The organism is Arcicella lustrica (genome assembly GCF_034930985.1).
GTDB classification, from domain to species: Bacteria; Bacteroidota; Bacteroidia; order Cytophagales; family Spirosomataceae; genus Arcicella; species Arcicella lustrica.
Genome location: NZ_JAYGIM010000010.1, coordinates 182,917 through 206,781, shown reverse-complemented (window position 1 = coordinate 206,781; position 23,865 = coordinate 182,917). Strand labels below are relative to the sequence as shown.

The following is a 23,865-nucleotide window of genomic DNA, read 5'->3' as shown; positions in this document are numbered from 1 at the left end:
GATGGCAATTTGCTTACTTTGAAGGCTTATTTTTACTTAAATCTCTACGAATTTTACTCAAAAATTCAGGTGTGATTCCTAAGTATGAAGCAATTTGAGTATTGGGTAGGCGTGAAGCTAAATCTGAGTATCGTTCAAGAAAATCCAAATATCGCTCTTCGGCAGTTGAGCTAAACGTTTGTAATACACGGTTTTGTAATTCTACAAATTTGTTTTCTACAATTACTTTAAAAATCCTGTCGAGCTTAGGAATATTTAAGTACAAAAAATAGAGGTCTTGTTGCTCTATTTGAAATACTTCAGCGGGTTCTATGGCTTCAATAAATAACTGACTTGGTTTTTGGGTGTGAAAACTGCCAATATCCATAATCCAATCTCCTTCGGCTGCAAACTGAATGTTATGTTCGTTTCCTTTATTATCAATTCCATACATTTTGAAACATCCTTTAACGACAAAAAAATAGTGTTTGCAAACAAAACCTTCCTGTAAAACCATTTGTCGGCGTTTGATATTTCGATGAGTAATTTTTTCGAGAATCAAAGTAATTTCTTCTTGATTTAAAGGTAAATAATTGTTGAAAAAATCTATGAGTACCTCAGTTGGATTTTGCATCTAAAATGTGTTTTGTCAATTTGTATGAAATCACTTCTATATAAAGTAATGGCTTTTGCTACTTCAAACTTGGCATAAAGTTACTGGCTTTATTGCAAGTAATAAACTTGAAGAAGGGTTAATCTACGTTTCAAAGGCTAATTTTTGCTTTTACTCTTAAACTACATTAAGCCTATTTCCTAAGATAAGTTAAGGGTTCTAGGGACGCTGTTTGAGTAATTTTGTATCATCAACCAATCAAAAAATTCAAACATGAAAATCACGAAAATCCTTTTCATTATTCTAACAAGCATTAGCTTTAGTGGAAATGCCCAAAATTCAGTAGATGCAATCTCAAAAGAATGGGAAAGAGCAAAAGCTTATACCAAAGAATACTTAGACGCTATGCCAGCATCTGGTTATGGTTTGAAACCTACTCCCGAAATGCGTTCATTTGCTGAACAAATTTTACATTCAACCGATACTGATTATGCTTTTGTGTCGGCAGCAACAGGAGTAAAAAGTCCTGTTGGTATGGGCGAATTAGAAAAAACGGCTGATAAATCAAAAGATAACGTGACGAAATTGGTCATAGAAGGTTATGATTTTGTGATTAACGCTATCAAAACGATGACGCCTGCTCAATTAAACGAACATATCAAATTGTTTGGTAGATTTGATTTAACCAAGGAAATGGTTTTACAAAAAAGCTTTGAACATCAAACGCACCAAAGAGGACAAACAACAGTTTATCTGCGTTTGGCAGGCGTAAAACCGCCACAAGAAAAGTTGTTTTAAGAAACAAATGTATTATCGTCACGAATGTCCGAATTAAAATATGATTCATTCGTGGCATTTTTAATAAATCAAAAAATGAAAAAATATATTTTATATAGTTTACTCTGTCTTTTTACAATCGAAAGTTTTGGACAAAACCTACAATTCGACAAACAGACCTTCCAACTCTTTAATGTAACGGGCGAAATAATAAAGTTTCAGGGTGAAAAAGTACTAAAATTAGAAAGAGATTTGAAGGCTTTCCCATTTGATATAAACCGATTAGAAGCCACTGTGGACGATGTTCATTATGCACGACTTTTAAATTTAGATGATTTTGAAAACGGCACCATTGAAGTGAAAATGTATAGCCAAATACAGAATCCATCACCATTTGCTGGTGCAGCAGGTTTTATAGGTCTTTATTATAGAATTCAAGAAGACAATTCAGCTTGGGAGTCTATTTATCTTCGTCCAAAAGTTGGCAGAGCTGATAACCAACTGTACCGAAATCACACTGTTCAGTATTTTGCTTATCCAAATGCTAAATTTGATACTTTACGAAAAATAGCACCTTTCAAATATGAAGGACCAGCGCCTGTGGCTCTGAATGAATGGATAAAAATGAGAATTGAAGTTAATGGCGAATCAGCAGAAATGTTTATTAATGACCTTAAGTATTCATCATTTATCGTAGATAAAATGTTAGGGAAATCAAAAAAAGGAAGTATCGGTTTATATGTTGATATTGCCACAACTGGTTATTTTAAAGATTTGAAAGTAACCAAAATAGCTTTAAAAGCTAAGAAAGTAAGCGAAAAAGTAAATGATATTTAACTATTTACTTACTTATCTGAATCAGGCAAAGAACAAGCTACGCTTGAACAACGATGTAATGGCTGGCGACCATAATGATGGTAATCCAGTGGAAAGAGTAGTTTCAGCAGCAAGACTTATTCCGAAACATCGGATTGCGATTATCTCTAATACTGGACATGGTTGTTTTTTAGAAAATTTTCCTGCCACTTGGGCAAGTATTTTTCCTTTTTTAAAGAAGTGAATCCCAGTAGTGTTAGTTAGCTGAATAAAGTTTTTGATTTATAAGAATTTGTATATTTTAAAAAATACTTAAATTTAAGTTTTACGAAAAATTAAATACAATTCAAAAACTTATCTTTCAAAGATAACCTCAACTATGAAAAATTTACTAATCTTATTTTTTGCCATTTTTATAAATCATAATTTATTCGCTCAAACTATCAGTTTAGAAGCCAATAATCTTGTGGCAAATCAAGTATTCATGTCTTTTGAAAAGCTAGAAGGCATGAAAGTGCTGAAAGTAATCAAAGATTCCACCGTAAAGAAAGTAGATGAAGCTACTTTTGTTCGGATTAAAGAACTGGATTTTAAAGATGGTATTATTGAAGTAAAAGTACTGAGCAGATTGTTAAAAACGGCTTCATCATCCGACCGTGGATTTATAGGAGTAGCGTACAGAATCAATGCAGATAATACAAAGTTTGAATGTATTTATATTCGTCCAACCAATGGTAGAGCTGATGAACAAGTACGCCGTAATCATTCCATACAATACTTTTCTTTTCCTGATTTTAAATTCAATCGTTTAAGAAAAGAAAAGCCTGAAATGTATGAATCTTATGCCGATATGGGTTTGAACGAGTGGATAAAAATCAAAATCGTAATAAAAGATAAGTATGCTAAACTGTTTGTAAATGATGCCAAACAGCCTTCTTTGGTTGTTACTGAATCATTAGGTGAAAACACTTCAGGTGCTTTGGGTTTATTTGTAGATGTTGGTACAGAAGGCTATTTTAAGGATTTAAAGGTGACAAAATATAAAGAATAACAAAATTCAACATGAGTCATCCCGAATTTTCTCCTAAAATAGCGAGTTTTAGAAGATTTAAAAGTTTTTTGGATTTGTTCTCGTCCTTACTTTTTGTCTTGATACAAAAAGTAACCGCAGCGGCGGCCGCAAAAAAATCAAGAATTCCTAAACTCGCTTCGCTCAAACAGTAGGAATTCGTTGCCCATCAATCACAAAAAAGCGGTAGAAATTAGTTTTTCGACCGCTTTTTTGTGATTTTAAAATTCGGGATGACTCATGTTTGCTATCCAAAGTGAATCTTGCCTTTTAAATCACAAAAAATCTACACAAAGTAGCGTTCTTGCTCAATAATTACATTCCTGATGTCCTAGTCTTAAAATTACTTCTTTACTATACTTCCTTTCTGTTTTCCTACACATTTCCTAGATTTTGGTCTGATTTTAGTAATATTTAGGGTGTTTATTTCACAATTTTACGTTCACTGAACATTTGGAGTGGAGATATGATGATATGTGCTACTTAATTTTTTATTGATTTGCTTACTTTACATCCTCAAAAAAGACATTCAGATAAAAGCAATCATATTTAACAATCTCATGAAAAAAATCAACCATCTTATTTCTATTTCTCTTTTTAATTGTAAAAATGACTGCTCTAAATTCTCTCAGAACTTTTTTGTAAAGACTGATTATTAGATTCTTGGACTGCTCCAGATTTCTTATTTGGAGCAGTTTTTCTCTAAAATTATTTTCAAAAGAATAAAGTTGGATTTAAGGAATGGAATTAAACATAATGTTTATAAAAACGAATCATCAATTAGCATATTTATCAAAAATTATGAATTATTATAAAATAACAAAACCTATTTATAGCACATTATTGCTTTGTGCTTTATCTACTCATCTGTCTTTTAGTCAGAACAAAACACAATCGCTAAAATCGGCTTATCAAGAAGATTTTCTGATAGGCACAGCTTTAGGTACAGAACATATTCTCGAAAGAAATGAAAAAGCAAATGTGTTGATTAAGCGAGAATTTAATGCGATTACTCCTGAGAACATCATGAAATCTCAGTTAATTCACCCAGCTCCCAATCGTTATAATTTTGATTTAGCGGATAAATACGTTGAGTATGGTCAGAAAAATGATATGTATGTGGTGGGACATACTTTGGTTTGGCATTCACAATTACCAACTTTTGTCGGTAAAATTAAAAGTGCTGACTCTGTACGTATATTTATGACCGAACATATTAATACGGTTGCAGGAAGGTATGCGGGGAAAATCAATAGTTGGGATGTTGTGAATGAGGCATTGAATGAAGACGGAACATTACGAAAATCAGTTTTTTTGAATAAACTAGGAGAAGGCTACATCAAAGAAGCCTTTGAATTGGCTGCCAAAGCCGACCCAAATGCGGCTTTGTATTATAATGATTATAATATTGAGCAACCAGCCAAACGAAAAGGAGCGATTGAACTTATCAAAAAATTGCAAGCAAGTGGCACAAAAATAGACGGAGTGGGTATTCAAGGGCATTGGAGTATTAAAACACTTAATCTAAAAGACATTGAAGACTCAATCATTGAATTTTCACAATTAGGCATCAAGGTGGCTTTCACCGAATTAGACCTTACTGTATTACCTAACCCTTGGGATTTACGAGGGGCTGATGTTAATCAACGATTTGCAGAAAGCCCTGAAATGAATCCTTACAAAGATGCTTTACCGGATTCAGTTCAGACAGCTCTAGCTAATCGTTATACTGACATTTTCAAGCTCTTCTTGAAGCATAGAGATAAAATTAGCAGAGTAACTTTTTGGGGAGTTAACGATAGTCACTCATGGTTAAATGGCTTCCCAATTCGCAATCGTACCAATTATCCTTTGTTGTTCGATAGAGCTTTAGAGCCTAAAAAAGCATATCAGGCTGTATTGAATCTAAAAACTGCAAAATAATTTAACAACGATGAACACAAATAAAGAGGTACAAAAACTATCGGTTTTGGAAAAAATTGGCTACAGTCTTGGAGACTTAGCCGCCAATTTGATATTTCAAACATTAATGACTTTTTTAGCATATTTTTATACAGATGTCTATAAAATACCTGCAGGAAAAGCCAGTTTAGTGATTTTTATTGGAGGAATCATTGGCGCATTTTTCAATGTAGCAATGGGTTTAATTGCCGATAGAACCAGTACTCGTTGGGGAAAATTTCGTCCGTGGATACTTTGGACTTCCATTCCTTTTGGCGTAATAGCACTTTTAGCATTCTCCACGCCTAATTTTAGCGAAGATGGTAAAGTGATTTACGCATTAATTACCTATTTATCATTGGTACTTGTTTATTCTGCGAATAATTTACCTTACTCAGCTTTAAGTGGCGTGATGACGGGCGATATGGCCGATCGCAACAGTTTATCGTCGTATAGATTTGTGGCAGTGATGGTCGCACAATTTATCATTCAATCTTTATTATTACCTCTGGCTATTTCACTTGGACATGGCGACAAAGCTGTTGGTTTTGAAAAAGTAATGTTTTTCTTTGCTACAGTTGGCGTCGCCTGTTTTTTAATTACATTTCTTACTACTAGAGAAAGAGTAGTTCCTACCAAACAAGAGAAAAGTAGCGTAACACAAGACCTTTCAGATTTAGTGAAAAATCGCCCTTGGGTAATTATGCTTGTTTTAACAGTACTGATATTCATTACTTTATCGCTAAAAGGCGGAATGTATATTTACTATTTTAAATATTATTTGAATCCTGTTGCACAGGCTACTTTCTTGCAAGAAATAGGATTTAATCATTTCATCGAAGGCTTAAATCAATTTATTACAGGTTTGGGATTAGGAAAATTTGAATGGCCCGAAGACGCCCCAACTTCAGCCAATAGTTTATTTAATGCTGGTGGAATTATCATGATGATTGTCGGCATTATGTTTTCAAAACCTTTGGCGGATAAATTTGGGAAACGCAATGTCTTTGGCATTTTCCTTACACTTTCGGCTTTGTGCTTAATCTTATTTAATTTCTTTGCTAGAGATTCCATTGGAAGTGTATTTCTTACGCAATTACTACATGGCTTTACTTATGGGGTAACAATTCCATTACTATGGGCAATGATTGCCGATGTGGCAGATTATAGCGAATGGAAAAATAACCGTAGAGCTACGGCAATTATATTTTCAGCAATGATTTTTGGTTTAAAAGCAGGTTTAAGTATTGGCGGTGCTATCGGTGCTACCTTGTTATCGAGGTCGGGATATATTGCCGAAAAAGCTGAACAAACTGCCGAAGCAGTATCGGGTATTATAATGTCAGTAAGTATTTATCCGGGAATCATTTTCATTTTAGGTGCCATTTTAGTCATCTGGTATGAGATTGATAAAGAGATGGAATTGAAACTTGAAAGAGAATTAAAAGAGAGAAGAAACGCATAAAATTATAGAAAAATGCCAGAAGTAAGCATAGAACACATTGATTTTGAGGAATTGAATCGCAAGGCAATTTCCCAACCCCTTGTAAAACATATTTATACAGCCGATCCATCGGCGCATGTATTCAACGGCAAAATTTATATTTATCCTTCACATGATATTGAAGCAGGTATCCCTTTTGATGATTTAGGAAGCCATTTTGCGATGGAAGATTATCATGTAATTTCAATGGATTCTATCACAAGCGAAGCCTTTGATAACGGCGTTGCACTTCATGTAAAAGATGTTCCGTGGGCGGAACGCCAAATGTGGGCTCCAGATGCAGCACATAAAGATGGAAAATATTATCTGTATTTTCCAGCCAAAAAAGCAGATGATATTTTTCAGATTGGTGTAGCAGTGGCTGATTCACCAGTAGGTCCATTTGTGGCTGAGCCTTTGCCAATTGAAGGAAGTTATTCGATTGACCCAGCGGTTTTTGAAGACAAAGATGGCTCTTTTTATATGTATTTCGGTGGACTTTGGGGCGGACAACTTCAGAGCTACCGCAATAATCAATACTCAGCCAAAAACCAAGAACCCGAAGCAAATGAAGCGGCACTTAACCCATTAGTTGCAAAGCTCACAGATGATATGCTTGGTTTTGCAGAAGCGCCCAAAGAAGTATTGATTTTGGATGAAAAGGGCGCTCCATTGTTGGCTGGCGACAATGAAAGACGTTTTTTTGAAGCATCTTGGATGCACTTTTATCAAGGGAAATATTATTTCTCTTACTCTACTGGCGATACACATTTTCTTTGTTACGCAACTGGCGATAATCCTTATGGTCCATTTACCTATCAAGGGCGTATTTTGAATCCCGTAGTTGGTTGGACGACGCACCATTCTATTTGTGAAGTAGATAACAAATGGTATTTATTTTATCATGATTCAAGCCTTTCGGAAGGAATTACGCATTTACGCAGCGTAAAAGTTACTGAAATTACTTATGATGCTGATGGAAAAATTCAGACAATTGAGCCTTATGTTCATTAAATAAAGTTTAAATGATAAAGAGATTTTTATTTCCAATACTATTAATACTTAGTCAACATTTGTTAGCCCAAGTAAAGCAGGCGCAAAATCCCATCATTTTTGCTGATGTGCCAGATATGGCTATGATTCGTGTGGGAAATACTTATTATATGAGTAGCACAACCATGCACATGAGTCCTGGAGTGCCTATTATGAAATCGAAGGATTTGGTAAATTGGGAAATGATTGGCTATGCTTATGATACTTTAGCGAATGTAGATGATTTGAATCTTAACAATGGCAAAAGTACTTATGGCAGAGGCTCATGGGCAAGTAGCTTGCGCTTTCATAATGGTACTTATTATGTAACGACCTTTGCGCAAACTACTGGCAAAACACATATTTATACGACTAAAGACATCGAAAAAGGTCCTTGGAAAGCTATTTCTTTTAAACCAGCTTACCACGACCATACTTTGTTTTTTGACGATGATGGTCGAAATTATTTGATTTATGGTGGTGGGAAACTCAAATTGGTAGAACTCAATGCTGATGTTTCTGGCGTTAAAGAAGGAAGTACCGAACAAGTAATTATTGAAAATGCCAGTACTCCATCAGGGACTAAAGGTGGTTTGCCCGCAGAAGGCTCGCAACTTTTTAAAGTCAATGGTAAATATTATCTTTTCAATATTACTTGGCCTCGTGGCGGTATGCGTACTGTGGTAATTCACCGAGCGGATAAAATTACAGGACCTTGGGAAGGTAAAGAGGGTTTGCAAGATTTAGGAGTAGCTCAAGGCGGACTGATTGATACGCCTGACGGAAAATGGTATTCATACCTATTTCGTGATTTTGGTGGAGTTGGTCGGATTCCCTATTTAGTACCAGTAAAATGGGAAGATGGCTGGCCAGTATTGGGCGAAAATGGTAAAGTTCCTGAAAAATTAGACCTTCCAGCCAACAAAAGTTTAATCCCAAATATTGTGAATTCCGATGAATTTACTCGTAAAAAAGGAGAAACCGCACTTCCACTGGTTTGGCAATGGAACCATAATCCCGATAATAATTTATGGTCGGTTACTGAACGAAAAGGTTTTTTACGATTAAAAACTGCCAGAATTGATAGCAGTTTTGTATTAGCCAGAAACACACTTACTCAGCGAACAATCGGTCCTGTTTGTTCGGGAATTACTTCTTTAGATATTTCAAAAATGAAAGAAGGCGATTTTGCTGGATTGAGTCTTTTGCAAAAAGACTTTGGCTGGGTTGGCGTGAAAATTGAGAATGGAGAAAAATCAATCGTAATGTATAGTAATGCTTCTGGAAAACCTATTGAAGTACAAAAAGTACCATTAAAGCAAAATACCATTTTTTTAATGGCTGAATGTGATTTTAGAAATCGAGCTGACAAGGGTTATTTCTTTTACAGTTTTGATGCTAAAGATTGGAAACCGATTGGCGAAGCTATCAAAATGCCTTATACCATTCCACATTTTATGGGCTATCGTTTTGGGCTATTCAATTATGCAACTAAAAATGTAGGCGGATATGCCGACTTCGATTTTTTTAAAATACAAGACAAACTTGTTTTTAACGAGTAATGTGTAGTGCCTAATGTTTTTCAATAGTTTGTCGATGCGATTTTAAATATTGATAAACATTAGAAATAAATTAATAGGCTTCTTATGTGAAAGAGAAACCCAATTTTATTTAAATACATAAGTTAAAATTTACCTACATGAAAAATACTATTTTTAAATACTTCCCTTTTTTAAGTATTGTATTTTCCCTCATTTCAAATGAGATTTATGCCCAAAATAATGCTTCATTTTACAATGAAGTAAAAACTTTTGTAAATCCAGTCTTACCCGGAGACCACCCTGACCCAACAATGATAAAAGTCGGAGACGATTTTTATCACTGTGGCTCAAGTTTCCATTTTACACCTTACATGCCGATTTATCATTCTAAAGACCTTGTTCATTGGAAAGTAATCAGCCGAGTATTGCCACCACAAAAAGCTACTTGGGTAACCGACCAACCTTCTGCTGGTACTTGGCAAGGAGCAATTACTTATTTTTATGGTTCTTATTGGATATTTTTTTCAGCAAATGGACAATGGTTTTCAAAAGCAGATTCTCCATTAGGTCCTTGGACTGAACCAGTTCAAGTAAAGTCAAATCCGAAAACTGGCCCTTTAGGTTATGATAACTCCATCTTTGTAGATGATGATGGAAAGCCTTATATGGTGATTAAAAATGGACAAAAAACCAACCGTCTACAAGAATTAGGGAAAGATGGGCAACTTACGTCTTCTGTAATTGACCTTGATTGGATAAACGCTAAACTACAATACAGTTGGGCAGAAGGCCCAGTAATGTGTAAGCGAAATGGCTATTATTATTACTTTCCAGCAGGCGATGTTTCGGGTGGGCAATATGTACTTAGAGCTACCGCTCTTACCAGTGATTCTACCAAATGGGAGCGCCTTGGCGAATTTTTCAAACCTATAACAGACCCTAAAACAGGCTTCCGTCGTCCTAATCATATTTCTGCACCAATTCAGTTGGCTGATGGTACTTGGTGGACTATTGGACAGAGTTATGAAAAATATGATGGCGACGATTGGTCGGGCTTGGGTCGTCAAACGTCCTTATATCCAGTTATTTGGGAGGGTGACAGACCTTGGGGAATGGCACCAACAACATTGCCGATTGTTAAGCCAGCGCTTCCTGCATCCGAAACTTTGTGGAGAAGTGTAGATTCTGATGAATTTGACCAAACTTCTTTGGCACTAAGTTGGCATTTTCTCAGTAAAAAAGATGCAAATACAAATACAAATAGATATTCTTTAGAAGCCAGAAAAGGATGGTTGCGCTTAAGTCCCGACAGTGCTAGAACAAGTATTGTACAAAAAGAAACTGATCATTATTATTCAGCCGTGACAAAAGTTGATATAAATGCTTCATTATCAAATCAAAAAGCAGGACTTTATATGACAAATGGCGACCAATCTGTTTACGCAAGTCTTTATAGTGGTTTTGATAATGGCAAGAAAATTATCTTTCAATTCAACAAAAAAACGTATTCAATTCCAAACACTTTTGGAAATATAGCTTGGTTAAAGGTAACTAGAAATCAACATGATTTAACAGCTTTTGCAAGTGCCAATGGCAAGAATTGGGTTAAAATTGGAGAAAGTATCAGTCTTGTTAATCTTGATAAAACTCAACCTAAATACAATTCATGGGTTGGTACAAGTATCGGTTTATTTGCCGAAGGGAAATCTGCCGATTTTGACTTTTTTGTCTGCAAAGATGGTTTTTCAGAGCTTCCAGCCATTGGATACAGTAATTATTACGGCGTAGAAAAAGTGAAAATTGATAAAGAAGAAGCCATTACAAATAATTCAAATTTAGGTGGTTGGCTGATGATTTCAGGAGTTGAATTAGGTAATAAAAGTAAATATGCTTCGGAAATTCAAGTTCAACTGATGGCAAAAAGCATTGGGAAAATTGAGATTTGGCTTGATGATTTAAGTACAGGCAAACTAATCGCTACCATTCCTTTTTCGGCAACGGATGATTCTTGGAAAACATTTACGCAAAAAGTAAAAGGTATTTCAGGACATCACGATATTTTTATCAAATTTCCGAAAGAGCAAAGCAAATTATTAAATATCAAAAGCATCCAGTTTAAATAAAATGGCAATGAAAAGAGTATATTTTTTAATAATAATTGGGCTATTGGCTACAAGTTTTAATGCTTTTTCGCAAGACAAAAACTTTTATATTTTCCTTAGTTTTGGGCAATCCAACATGGAAGGAAATGCCAAATTTGAAGCTCAAGATACTATAAATGTTGATAGCCGATTTCAAGTATTAGAAGCTGTAGATTGCCCCAATTTAGGAAGAAGTAAAGGCAATTGGTACACGGCTGTACCGCCTTTATGTCGTTGTCGTACAGGACTTACCCCTGTTGACTATTTTGGAAGAGCCATGCTTGCCAAACTTCCTGAAAATGCTAGAGTAGGCGTTATCAATGTTTCGATTGGAGGCTGTAAAATTGAGTTATTCGATAAGGATAACTATGAATCGTATGTAGAGAAGTCACCAAATTGGTTGAAAAATATGGTGAAAGAGTATGATGGAAATCCTTATGGTCGATTGGTAGAAATGGCAAAAATTGCACAAAAAGATGGCGTGATTAAAGGCATTTTGTTGCACCAAGGAGAATCTAATACTAATGATTCACTGTGGACTAAAAAGGTTAAATTAGTCTATGGCAATCTAATGAAAGACCTTCATCTGAAACCTAAAAAAGTACCTTTATTAGCTGGAGAAACCGTAAATGCTGACCAAGGAGGTATTTGTGCAAGCATGAATAAAATTATAGCCACTTTACCAGAAACCATCAAAAATGCACATGTCATTTCATCAAGTGGTTGTACTGATGCAGCCGATAACCTTCATTTTGATGCAGCAGGTTATCGTGAATTAGGCAAACGTTATGCTGAAAAGATGCTTTCGCTGATGGGATTTTAATTTGAAAAACCTATTATCAGACATCGTTCGATAATAGGTTTTTGATATATATACAACAAAATCCATCCAGTATCTGGTTGGATTTTTTATTTAGTTTATTTAAAAAATTCTTATGATTGAGTTGCTTTAAGAGATTCAAATTTTGCTATAATAACTCTTTAAGAATGGAACGCATTGATTACTCTCTTCTGATATTTCTAGTTGTTTTCTTTTCGATTGATAATCCCAGAAATCTTGATTTTATAAACTCCAAAATATAATCAAATGAGTTCTAAACTATTGGAGACTTGCTGCTGAGAAGTAAAAAAATGATGCTCATAGTACCATCTTTTAGGTCGAATTCTTCGCTTTAATTGCTTAGAAAATAAGACAAAAAATAACGTTCAAATAACAAATTTCTTTATTGTTAGGCAACCAAAATTAATTCTAAATAAAGAGAAAGTTATGATATTAGACGTATAGATCTCTATCCTTTTTTAACATGAATTATTGATGATTTTAGCAAAAGTGTTCTATAGAGGCTGTTTTATTTAACAATAATGGTGTTAAATAGACACTTTCCAAGATTACTGAACATTTGTAATAGATATTTAGTGATTAGTGCTACTCTATTTTTTAGCCATCAACTTACTTTGCAAAAGTAATTTCATATTATTTATTAAATGAATCATATTTATTTACCTATGAAACAATTCAACCTAACTATTTCAATCACTCGAAAAAAACTATACTTGGTTGTATGGTGTGTGTCGCTTTTGATTGGGTTTTCGGGCTTTTCGTTAAAAGCTCAAACAGTGAAAGGGACTGTTAAGTCAGCTTCAGGAGAAGGAATCCCTGGGGCAACCGTTAGTGTCAAGGGTACTAACCGTGGAGTTAGTGCGAGTAAAGATGGAGTATTTTCAATTGCTTGTTCATCAAAATCAATCTTGATTTTTAGCTCAGTTGGTTACAAAACACAAGAGATTTTAGTGGGAAACAAAACAAGCATTGATGTCGTGTTGGAGGAATTCCAATCTGCTTTAGATGAAGTGGTAGTGGTAGGCTACGGGAAGCAAAAGAAAGAAGGAGTTGTTGCTTCTGTTACCCAAACTACTGGTAAAGAACTAGAACGTGCAGGAGGTGTTTCAAGTATTGGAGCTGCGTTGACAGGAAATGTACCGGGTTTAATTACCAATGCAAGTACTGGTCTTCCCGGTGCGGAAGATCCACAGATTCTTATTCGTGGTCGTAGTTCTTGGAACAATTCAGAACCCCTCATTTTAGTGGATGGCGTAGAACGCCCGATGACCAGTGTGGATATCAGTTCTGTAGAAACAGTTACTGTTTTGAAAGATGCTTCGGCAACAGCGGTTTTTGGTTCGAGAGGTGCGAATGGTGTAATTTTGATTACGACCAAACGTGGTAAAACAGGTAAAGCTTCTATCAGAGCGACAATAAACACTATCGTAAAAGCGCCTTCTAAATTACCTCAAAAGTATGATTCTTATGATGCTTTAAGAATTAGAAATGAGGCAATCGAATACGAACTTGTGACAAGACCTGAAGGATGGAGAGATTATTTGCCTCAGGATATTCTTAACAAGTATCGTAATCCAGCTGATTTAGCAGAAGCAGAACGCTATCCTAATGTTGACTGGGAAAAAGCATTGTTCAACGATTATGCCATTTCAAACAATGCCAATTTGAATATTAGCGGTGGAACCAATCTAGTGAAATACTTCACCAGTGCAGATTTCCTACAAGAAGCCGATTTGTTCAAAATCTATGACAATAAAAGAGGTTATCAGCAAGGTTTTGGTTTCAACCGTTTGAATGTTCGTAGTAATTTAGATTTCCAATTAACACCAAGTACGCTCTTTAAAACCAACCTTTCGGGTTCTTATGGAGTAAGAAAAAGTCCTTGGGGATTCTCTGGAAGTCAATATGGTCCGTGGATTGATGCCTACAGTGCCGCTCCCGATTTGTTTTTACCAAAATACACAGATGGTTCATGGGGTTTTTACGCACCTAACCAAGCAAGAGCAGAAAACTCGGCATTGAGCCTTGCCATTGGCGGTTTGCAATATCAAACTACTGCTCGTATAACGACAGATTTTACCTTAGATCAAGATTTGGATATGCTTGTGAAAGGACTGAGAGCTACAGGGACAATCTCTTTAGATAATACTTTTGTAGAATCTGACCGTGGAGTGAATGACCTTTACAATGGTACTCAACGTAAGTGGGTAAATCCTGAAACAGGTGTTGAAACCTTCCAACAAGCTGTTGATGGTATTACTGGCTTTGATTTTCAAGAAGGAATCAAGTGGGCGCCAGCAGCAGGAAGTATCGGAGCAAGCCAGCGGCGTTTGTTTTATCAATTACAACTTAATTATAATAAAACCATTGCAGGTTTACATAACATAACCTTGATGGGTTTAACAAACAGAAACGTGTTTGCAAGTGGTAGTACAATTCCTTCTTACAGAGAAGACTGGGTATTTAGAACTACTTATACATTCAATAACAAGTACACTGTTGAGTACAACGGAGCTTATAATGGTTCTGAACAATTTGCGAAAGATTACCGTTTTGCCTTTTTCTCTTCTGGAGGAGCTAACTGGGTTATATCGAATGAAAAATTCATGAATTCGGTGAAATTTGTCAATTCGATGAAACTTCGTATGTCTTATGGACAAACAGGTTTTGATAATCTAGGCGTAAGATGGCCATACTTAGAACAATGGGCTTATGGTGGAAGGTCAAGATTGGGAGTAACTGGTGAAGGTGCTGAACAAAGCCCATATACTTGGTATTCGCAAGCTACAGTAGGTAACCCAACCGTACAATGGGAGCAATCAGAGAAATTCAATTTGGGTTTAGACTTTGAACTTTTCAGAGGTTTTGTAAAAGGTAAAGCTGACTTTTTTCAGGATAACAGAAGTAAAATTTTGTTGACAGGAAGAGCAGACGTTCCAAGTTATTTTGGAGCATCTCCGCCAGTAGCCAACTTAGGTGCTGTTAAAGCAAGTGGTTATGAGTTAGAGCTTCATTTGAATAAAAATGTAGGGAAGTTCCGTTTGTGGGCAGACCTTAACATGACCCATACTCAAAACAAAATTTTAGAACGTGCCACGCCAGAATTGCTTCCAGATTATCAGAAACCAGAAGGAATGCAAATTGACCAAGCTTATTCATTTGTAAGTAAAGGGCTGTATAATAGCTGGGATCAGTTATATGGAAGTGCGATGCACAACGTAAACGACAACCAAAAACTATTAGGCAACTATTACTTGGTTGATTATAATGGAGACGGAGTGATTGATACGCAAGATAGAATTCCTTACGGACATACTGGTTGGCCTCAAAATACCTACAATGCAACTATTGGTTTAGACTGGAAGGGATTATCAGCTTTTGTACAGTTTTATGCAGTAAATAATGCTACTCGTCAAGTAGTTTTTACAAGTTTAAGTTCACAGAGCCATACGGTTTATCAAGAAGGAGCATACTGGTCGCCATCAAATCCTAATGGAACGCCTATTCCACGTTGGTTATCAACTCCTTTTGGAGATTATAGAGGGACACAGTATATGTACGATGGCTCTTATGTAAGATTAAAAAATGCTGAAATAGCATACACATTAACCCCAGAACTTAGTAGGAAATTAGGACTTAGCAGTCTGAGAATCTATCTGAACGGTAACAACCTGCTTGCTTGGAGCAAAATGCCAGATGACAGGGAGTCGAATTTTGCTGGTACTGGTTGGGCTTCACAAGGAGCTTACCCTACAGTAAAGAGGTATAACTTGGGTTTAAACATTACTTTCTAATTAACAAAATCATGAAAAAGAGCATAAAACTTTTGTGTGTAGCTGTAGTTTGTTCTATGACTTTTGGCGTTACTTCATGCTCAGATTTTTTGGATCGTGATCCTCAATCTCTGGTATCTGAAAAAGACGCCTTTAAAAACTTTGTAAATTTTCAGGGCTTTACCGAAGAACTCTACCATACAATTCCAGATTTTTCTAATGGTTATTGGACTAATTCTTGGAACTGGGGAGAAGATGAGATACAATCTACGGCTCAGAATTTTCACTTTGGTGTGAAAATTGATAATGGTGATTTTTGGGGCTGGCAACGCAATTTTGACGGCTGGCAAGCTGGTTGGATGGACCGTAACAATAACCAAACCAACGATGACCGCTTTACGAAATCACTTTGGGGACTAGGTTGGTATGGTATCCGTAAAGCTAATTTGGGTTTGGAAAATATTGATAAATTGACTGATGCCACGCAAGAAGAAAAAGACTTAATCAAAGGTCAATTGTTGTTTTTCAGAGGATGGTACCACTTTATGTTTATGCAATATTTTGGAGGACTTCCATATATTGATAAAGTATTACCCGGAGACCAGAAATTGACTTTGCCACGTCTTAAATACAGCGAGTGTGCCGATAAAGCCGCAGCAGATTTTAGAGAAGCTGCTAATTTATTACCAACTAACTGGGACAACACAACGGCAGGTAAAAGAACATTGGGTAAGAACACCTTGCGTATCAACAAGATTATGGCACTTGGCTATTTGGGTAAAAATTATCTTTGGGCAGGTAGTCCATTGATGAATTCTGTCTCAGGTGGAAGTACTACTTATAATGCTGAATATTGCAAAAAAGCTGCTGAAGCCTTTGCTGAATTGCTCAATTTATGTGAAAGTGGCGAAGCTCCTTACCGCTTGATTCCTTTTGCACAATATTATACGAACTTTTATACGACTGGTCAGAACTGGCAAATTCCTGGCGGAACAGAAGCTATTTTCCGTGGACCTTATTACGGTGCAAATAGCTCAAACTGGGGAACAAGTAAGCAATATAGCCCGCTCGTTATCAGTGAAGGCGATGTGAAATTCTTGCCAACAGCCAATTATGTTGACAATTACGGAATGGCTAACGGATTACCAATTAAGGACATTACCAAAGCCGACTCAGAATCTGGTTATAACCCAGAATATCCTTGGAAAGGCAGAGACCCACGTTTTTACAATGATATTATTTTCGATGGTGTGAGAATGGTAACAGGAAGTATTCCCAATGCTAGTGAGGTTAACAACCGTTATGCCAATTTACATACTGGAGGTTCTTATCGTGACATTGCTACGGGTAGTCGTACAGGATATTTATTATTCAAGTTTGTTCCAAGAACAGTAAACAAGTATGACCAAGGATATGGCTATGATAAAAGTCTTAATATCCACTTACCATATATGCGTTTAGCGGATATTTATTTGATGTACGCTGAAGCTGCTGCACAAGGCTATGGTTCGGCGATGGGCAAAGCTGGAACTTATTCTAAAACTTCAGTAGATGCCATCAACGTCATTAGAGATAGAGCAGGAGTGGGGCATGTAGATGCCAAGTTCTTGGGTTCTTTGGATGTTTACATGGAAGAATTAAGACGTGAACGTGCTGTTGAGCTTTCTTTTGAAGGACATCGTTTCAATGACCTCCGTCGTTGGTTGATGATTTCTAAAAATCCTTATACGCTAAAAAAATCAATTGAATTTGATAGAGCCACAGCACTTGATCCAGCAAAAGACCCTAAAGAAAACAGAGTTTTGAACATCAGAGAGTCTGTCATTTTAGAACGCAAATTTACTGCAAAACATAACTGGTTACCATTGAAGGTGAATGACGTGAATTTGTATCTGGAATTTTCTCAGAATCCTGGCTGGTAATGGGAGGCAAATCATATAATGAGATAATCAATAGATAAACGAACAAGAAATGAAGTTTATAAAAATAATTATGGTTTTATGTGCATTGCTGGCTTTTTCAAAAGCTACTATAATGGCACAGAATACCTCGACGATTAACATGAAAGCCACCGTGGTTGGCTCGAACAAACAACCCGTTGTTGGGGCTATCGTAAGTAGCTCTGACGAAATCGGAAAAGCTGTTACCACAGATGCTTTGGGTACTTTCAGTATTGAAATTCCTAAAAATGAGGTGTTATCAATTACTGCAAAAGGTTTTCAAACAAAATACATTACTGCAAACCAACAAATTGGTGAAATCATCATTGCACCAGAAGAAAACCAAGAACTAGTAAGTCTTGCTTTCCGCAATGTCGATAAACAAGATTTACTTGGGGGAATATCTTCTGTAAATGTGAAGGAACTTTTGAAAAAAAATTACTTTACGTACACACTAGACGGTATGGAGTCTTTCATCCCCGGATTTAATGGAAATAGTAACTGGGGAATGGGAAGTTATATGTTTATGATAGATGGTGTTCCTCGTGAGACAGGCAACGTAATGCCAACTGAAATTGAACAAATTGTGTTTTTGAAAGGAGCAAACGCTGTGGCATTATACGGTAGCCGTGCAGCAAAAGGAGTAGTGAATGTAATTACGAAAAGAGGTGTAGCGGGCAAAAGTAGATTTGACCTTAGAGTAAACAGTGGTGTAAATGTTCCTAGAGCTTATCCTAAATATTTGGGTTCGGCAGAGTATATGACTTTGTATAATGAAGCACGCAGAAATGATGGATTGACGAACTTATATTCTGAATCCGATATTTATAATCATGCTTCAGGAATCAATAAATATCGTTATCCTAATATAGATTTTTACTCACAAGAATATCTTAAAAGTGCTTATGGCAGTTATGATGCCACGGCTGAAATTTCTGGAGGAAATGAAAGAGTAAAGTATTATACCAATTTAGGATTTGCAACGTCTGGCTCACTTTTGAATTTTGGAGAAGCAAAAACCTACAATAATTCAGATCGCCTTAATTTCCGTGGAAATATTGATGTCAATTTGAATGAGTTCATAAGCTTGAATGCTGATGCTACGGCTATTTTTTATACTGGTCGTGGAGTAAATGCTAACTTTTGGAATAGCGCAACAACTGTTCGTCCGAACCGTTTTGCTCCACTAATTCCACTTAGCATGATTGAAAAAGAAGATGCAGTTTCACAGCTTTTAATTCAAAATAGTAATAATATTATCGATGGACAATATTTACTTGGAGGTACTCAGTTAGACCAAACGAATCCAATTGCAACCATTTATTCTGGCGGTAATAACCAGTATGCTAACCGTCAATTCCAATTTAATACAGGAATTAAAGCCGACCTCAAAAATGTTTTGAAAGGCTTGAGCTTCAAATCTAATTTTGCAGTTGACTATGCTACAGAATATACATTGGCATATAATTATTCTTATGCTACTTATTCGCCTACTTGGAATAAATACAGTGGCACCGACTTAATTAGTAGCCTTGCTGTTTATAACCAAGATGCAAAATCTGGAACTCAGAACGTATCTGGAAACAAATATCGCCAAACGATTGCATTTTCAGGACAATTAAATTATGACAGAACCTATAATGAAAACCATCATTTATCTGCTATTTTATTAGCGAATGGTTTTCAACAATCAGAATCTGCGATTTACCACAAAACGAGCAATGCCAATTTAGGATTTTTAGCAAGCTATAACTACAAGCATAAATATTATATGGATTTGAGTACTGCTTACATTCATTCTGCTAAACTTCCACCAAGTAACCGTCAAGCATTTTCTCCGTCAATTTCTTTAGGCTGGAGATTGAGTCAAGAAGGTTTTCTTAAAAATTCTAACGTAGTTGACGATTTGAAATTGACAGCTTCTGCTAGCATTTTACATACAGATTTGGATATTCCAAATTACTATTTATACCAAGGTGTTTACACTGGTGCTGGTTCATGGTATGGTTGGAAAGATGGTACGGGTATTCAAGCCACTGAATCAAGAAGAGGTGATAATCCTAATATGACATTCCCTAAAAGAGAAGAAATTAATGTAGGGTTTGAGGGTTCGTTTTTCAAAAGATTATTAACAGTAAACGGAACATTCTTTGTGAATAAAATTTCAGGAAATATCATTCAGGCGTCTGTTTTATTCCCAAGTTATTTTACAACTGGTTTCCCTGTTTCTTCTTTTATTCCTTATGTAAATTACAATGAAGACAAGCGTGTTGGTTTTGACTTCGGGGCTACGCTGAATAAAAAATATGGTGAAGTAAATTGGACATTGGGCGTGAATGGTACATATTATCAAACCACTGCTATTAAAAGAGCCGAACTATATGAAGATGATTATCAAAACCGTCAAGGAAAACCACTTGATGCTATGTGGGGATTACAAAGTTTAGGATTATTCCAAGACCAAGCAGATATTGTAAATTCTCCATCGCAAACATTTGGACAAGTAAAACCTGGAGATATTAAATACAAAGACCAAAATGGTGATGGCATTATCAATGGACAAGACGAAGTATTTTTAGGAAAAGGTGGTTGGTTTGGTGTTCCGCTTACTCTAGGCGTAAACCTTACTGCTCAGTGGAGAAAACTTACTTTTTTAGCAGTGGGAGTGGGGCGTTTTGGTGGCAATGATATGCGTCGTAGCTCATACTTCTGGGTGGATGGCGAAGATAAGTATTCTGAAGTAGTTAGAGACAGATGGACAGAAGAAACAAAACAAACGGCTAAATATCCAAGACTGACAACGTTGAACAGCGATAATAATTTCCGTTCTTCTGATTTCTGGATTTATAAAACAAATCGTTTTGACTTGACTAAAGTACAGATTACCTATGATTTAACAGATGTATTAAAGATGAAATCTTTTGTACGTGAACTTGGAGTTTATGTCAATGGTTTTAACCTGCTAACCGTTTCAGATAATCGTGAAATCATGGACCTTCAACTTAATGTTGGAACAGCACCACAAACACGTTTGTTCAATTTAGGCGTAAAAGCCCTTTTCTAAGTTTTTGAAAATATCATATTTTGAATATTATACTATGTTTTATATGAATAAAGGAATATTAAAACTACTGGTTTGCGCTGCTGTATTGCTGACCGGTTGCGAAGACCTAATAGAACCTGCTATTGAAAATAACAGACAGTTAGATCCTAGTGCTTATTTACCAAGTGACTCAAGATTTCCATTCGGTATCTTACTCAATGGCTATAACAGAGTGCCAACAAATTCATGGTCTTTTAATGACGTGGCAACTGACGACGCAGTAAGTAATGACCAAGACAATGGCTATCTAAAAATGGCAACGGGTCAATGGACAGCCAACAATAATCCAGCCAATCAATGGACAAATTGTTTTGCAGGAATTCAATACTTGAACATCATGCTTGGAGAAGTAAACAAAGTTCAATGGGTAACAGACCCAGTGGCTAATAGATTGTTTACGACTAGAATTAAAGGAGAAGCTTATGGGCTTCGTGCTTTATTGATGTACCATCTTTTACTAACACATGCAGGTAAAGGAGTAAGCGGGACAATGCTTGGAGTACCTATTTTATTGAAACCACAGACAACTTCTGATAATTATAATCTTCCGAGAGCTTCTTTTGATGATTGTATGAAACAAATTTATCAGGATTTAGACAGTGCTGATGTCAAGCTTCCTTTAGACTATCAGAATTTTTCATTAGGGCAAGAATCTCTGATACCAGCAAAGTACGGGCAAGTAACGCTTGAACAGTATAACCGTGCATTCGGGGTTACTTTCAGCGGTTTGTTTACGGGTCGTATTGCTAAAGCAGTAAGAGCGCAAGCTGCATTACTAGCTGCCAGCCCAGCCTATAATAATGGAAATACAAATAAATGGACAGATGCCGCCAACTACGCTGCCAATGTATTGAATTTGAATGGAGGGTTGAACGCTGTAACAAGTAATGCAGCGAGTGGTCTTACTTGGTATGCCAATACTGCTGAGATTGCAAATATTAAGGACGGAGCTAATCCACCTGAAATATTGTGGCGTAATAACTGGGGAGAAAATAGAGATTTAGAACAAGCTAATTTTCCACCAACATTATTTGGTAACGGACGTATTAATCCTACTCAAAACCTTGTAGATGCGTTTCCAATGCTGAATGGGTATCCGATTAATAACTCAAACAGTGGCTACAATCCAGCCGACCCATATACTAATCGTGACCCACGCTTGAAAATGTTTGTGCTTGTGAATGGTACAACAGCTGGTGTAAATAATACAGCCATCAATACCACTGCTAATGGTACAACCAATGATGCGCTTAATAAAGTGGCAACTTCAACAAGAACAGGTTATTATTTGCGAAAATTATTACGCCAAGATGTAAACCTGAATCCTACATCTTCTACCAATCAGCGTCATTATAAACCGCATATTCGCTATACAGAAATTGCTTTGGCTTACGCAGAAGCTGCTAATGAGGCTTGGGGACCTACAGGTACGGGTACAAATGCTTACTCAGCTTATGACATCATCAGAGCCATCCGAAGAAGAGCAGGCATTGGTACAAGCAACAACGATGCTTATCTGGAAAGTGCAAAAGGTAATAAAGACATGATGCGGACATTAATTCGCAACGAACGTCGCTTAGAACTTTGTTTTGAAGGATTTAGATTCTGGGATTTACGTCGCTGGAACGCTGAACTAACTGAACCAGCCAAAGGAGTAAGCATCCAAAATGGTGTTTATACCTTACTTCCTGCTGTACAAGACAGAGTATTCCAGAGCTATATGAAATACGGACCAATTCCTTATTCGGAAATCTTGAAGTTCCCTGCACTTGAACAAAATGAAGGGTGGAATTAATAATCAGCTATAATTTTATTATTGACAAAATTTAATATTTATGAAGAACTTAGTTTTAATGTCGCTATTGATTCTGATTGGACTAGCCTCCTGCAATACGGAAAATGAGTTCCCAGATTTCAAATATCAAACTGTATATTTCGCTTATCAGTATCCTGTAAGAACAATTACTTTGGGCGAAGATACTTATGTGAATACAGATTTGGATAATGCCCACAAATGCCAAATTTATGCCACAACTGGGGGCGTTTACGAAAGTAGAAAAGATGTATCTATCAAAGTTGCGGTTGATAATTCATTGCTGAAAAATGGTTTACTATTCGGAGCAGGGAAAGATGAAGTACTTCCGATGCCTAGTAATTATTTCACTTTAGGTTCAGATAAAATTATTATTCCTAAAGGCACATTGGCAGGTGGAGTAGATGTACAATTAACGGACGCCTTTTTTGCTGACCCGAAATCAATCAAAAACACTTATGTCATTCCTTTAACGATGACAAGTGTAACAGATGCTGATTCAATACTTTATGGCAAACACTTTGTTTTGTATGCTATCAAATATGTAAATCCTTGGCATGGAAATTACCTCAGACGTGGAAAGGACGTTGTAACGGGTACTGTTAATCAAACAGTGGTGCGTCATGCAAAATATGTGGAAAGTGACGAAGTAAATAAACTTACCACGAAGTCATTAAGCGAGCTAGAATTTCCTGTAGTATTCAAAGACAAAGACAACAAAAATGTATCTGTGACACTTTCACTAAAGTTTGAAGGCGATGGAAAATGTACTATTGCTTCAGCAACAAGTGGTTATACTGCAACAGGAAGTGGTGCTTTTGTGAAAAAAGGAGAGAAAAATAGTTGGGGAAACAAAGACAGAGATGCACTGTATTTGAAATACGAAGTAAATGTTTCGGGAATGAAAATTTCTACTTCAGATACCCTCGTTATGCGTGATCGTACAGTAACAATGGAAACCTTTTCGCCAGTGGCAAAGTAATGATTTGTCTAAATTAGAACC

17 protein-coding genes are annotated in these 23,865 nt (G+C 36.3%); 16 read left to right on the top strand and 1 reads right to left on the bottom strand.

Translation table 11 applies throughout. The features are described 5' to 3' along the window. Positions 1 to 13: 13 nt before the first annotated feature. On the bottom strand, positions 14 to 613 hold the full coding sequence (locus VB798_RS14270) for a Crp/Fnr family transcriptional regulator (protein ID WP_323259435.1): 600 nt from the start codon (positions 611 to 613) through the stop codon (positions 14 to 16). A 252-nt stretch (positions 614 to 865) separates the two neighbouring features. Between VB798_RS14270 and VB798_RS14265 the strand changes: the two genes are divergently transcribed. From VB798_RS14265 to VB798_RS14190, 16 genes are all read left to right on the top strand, one after another. After that, on the top strand, positions 866 to 1,390 hold the full coding sequence (locus VB798_RS14265) for a DinB family protein (protein WP_323259433.1): 525 nt from the start codon (positions 866 to 868) through the stop codon (positions 1,388 to 1,390). A 75-nt stretch (positions 1,391 to 1,465) separates the two neighbouring features. Next, the gene (locus tag VB798_RS14260; RefSeq protein WP_323259431.1) at positions 1,466 to 2,206 is read left to right on the top strand and encodes a LamG domain-containing protein; all 741 of its coding nucleotides are present in this window, start codon (positions 1,466 to 1,468) and stop codon (positions 2,204 to 2,206) included. Continuing rightward, entirely contained in the window at positions 2,196 to 2,429 is a 234-nt protein-coding gene (locus tag VB798_RS14255; RefSeq protein ID WP_323259429.1) for an alpha/beta fold hydrolase, read from the top strand. Before VB798_RS14260 ends, VB798_RS14255 begins: the two co-directional genes overlap by 11 nt. A 135-nt stretch (positions 2,430 to 2,564) precedes the next feature. Next, positions 2,565 to 3,236, top strand: a complete 672-nt coding sequence (locus VB798_RS14250; RefSeq protein ID WP_323259427.1) for a hypothetical protein — start codon at positions 2,565 to 2,567, stop codon at positions 3,234 to 3,236. A gap of 11 nt (positions 3,237 to 3,247) precedes the next feature. Then, on the top strand, positions 3,248 to 3,409 hold the full coding sequence (locus tag VB798_RS14245; RefSeq protein ID WP_323256634.1) for a hypothetical protein: 162 nt from the start codon (positions 3,248 to 3,250) through the stop codon (positions 3,407 to 3,409). Between the two features lie 646 nt (positions 3,410 to 4,055). After that, a complete protein-coding gene (locus VB798_RS14240) occupies positions 4,056 to 5,177 on the top strand; it encodes an endo-1,4-beta-xylanase (RefSeq protein ID WP_323259425.1) in 1,122 nt (373 codons plus the stop codon). Between the two features lie 10 nt (positions 5,178 to 5,187). Next, positions 5,188 to 6,660: an MFS transporter gene (locus VB798_RS14235; protein WP_323259423.1), complete on the top strand. Its 1,473-nt coding sequence runs from the start codon at positions 5,188 to 5,190 to the stop codon at positions 6,658 to 6,660. A 12-nt stretch (positions 6,661 to 6,672) separates the two neighbouring features. Beyond that, positions 6,673 to 7,692: a glycoside hydrolase family 43 protein gene (locus VB798_RS14230; RefSeq protein WP_323259421.1), complete on the top strand. Its 1,020-nt coding sequence runs from the start codon at positions 6,673 to 6,675 to the stop codon at positions 7,690 to 7,692. Positions 7,693 to 7,703: 11 nt separating this feature from the next. Then, complete coding sequence (locus tag VB798_RS14225; RefSeq protein WP_323259419.1) at positions 7,704 to 9,272, top strand: glycoside hydrolase family 43 protein; 1,569 nt, start codon at positions 7,704 to 7,706, stop codon at positions 9,270 to 9,272. Between the two features lie 137 nt (positions 9,273 to 9,409). Beyond that, positions 9,410 to 11,374: a family 43 glycosylhydrolase gene (locus VB798_RS14220; protein WP_323259417.1), complete on the top strand. Its 1,965-nt coding sequence runs from the start codon at positions 9,410 to 9,412 to the stop codon at positions 11,372 to 11,374. Between the two features lies 1 nt (position 11,375). Continuing rightward, positions 11,376 to 12,215: a sialate O-acetylesterase gene (locus VB798_RS14215; RefSeq protein WP_323259415.1), complete on the top strand. Its 840-nt coding sequence runs from the start codon at positions 11,376 to 11,378 to the stop codon at positions 12,213 to 12,215. Positions 12,216 to 12,877: 662 nt separating this feature from the next. Further along, positions 12,878 to 16,027: a SusC/RagA family TonB-linked outer membrane protein gene (locus VB798_RS14210; protein WP_323259413.1), complete on the top strand. Its 3,150-nt coding sequence runs from the start codon at positions 12,878 to 12,880 to the stop codon at positions 16,025 to 16,027. 11 nt (positions 16,028 to 16,038) lie between these two features. Then, a complete protein-coding gene (locus tag VB798_RS14205) occupies positions 16,039 to 17,928 on the top strand; it encodes a RagB/SusD family nutrient uptake outer membrane protein (RefSeq protein ID WP_323259411.1) in 1,890 nt (629 codons plus the stop codon). A 112-nt stretch (positions 17,929 to 18,040) separates the two neighbouring features. Next, complete coding sequence (locus VB798_RS14200; RefSeq protein ID WP_323259409.1) at positions 18,041 to 21,010, top strand: SusC/RagA family TonB-linked outer membrane protein; 2,970 nt, start codon at positions 18,041 to 18,043, stop codon at positions 21,008 to 21,010. Positions 21,011 to 21,053: 43 nt separating this feature from the next. Continuing rightward, positions 21,054 to 22,844, top strand: a complete 1,791-nt coding sequence (locus VB798_RS14195) for a RagB/SusD family nutrient uptake outer membrane protein (protein WP_323259407.1) — start codon at positions 21,054 to 21,056, stop codon at positions 22,842 to 22,844. A gap of 40 nt (positions 22,845 to 22,884) precedes the next feature. Continuing rightward, a complete protein-coding gene (locus tag VB798_RS14190) occupies positions 22,885 to 23,844 on the top strand; it encodes a DUF5627 domain-containing protein (RefSeq protein ID WP_323259405.1) in 960 nt (319 codons plus the stop codon). The last annotated feature ends 21 nt before the right edge of the window (positions 23,845 to 23,865 follow it).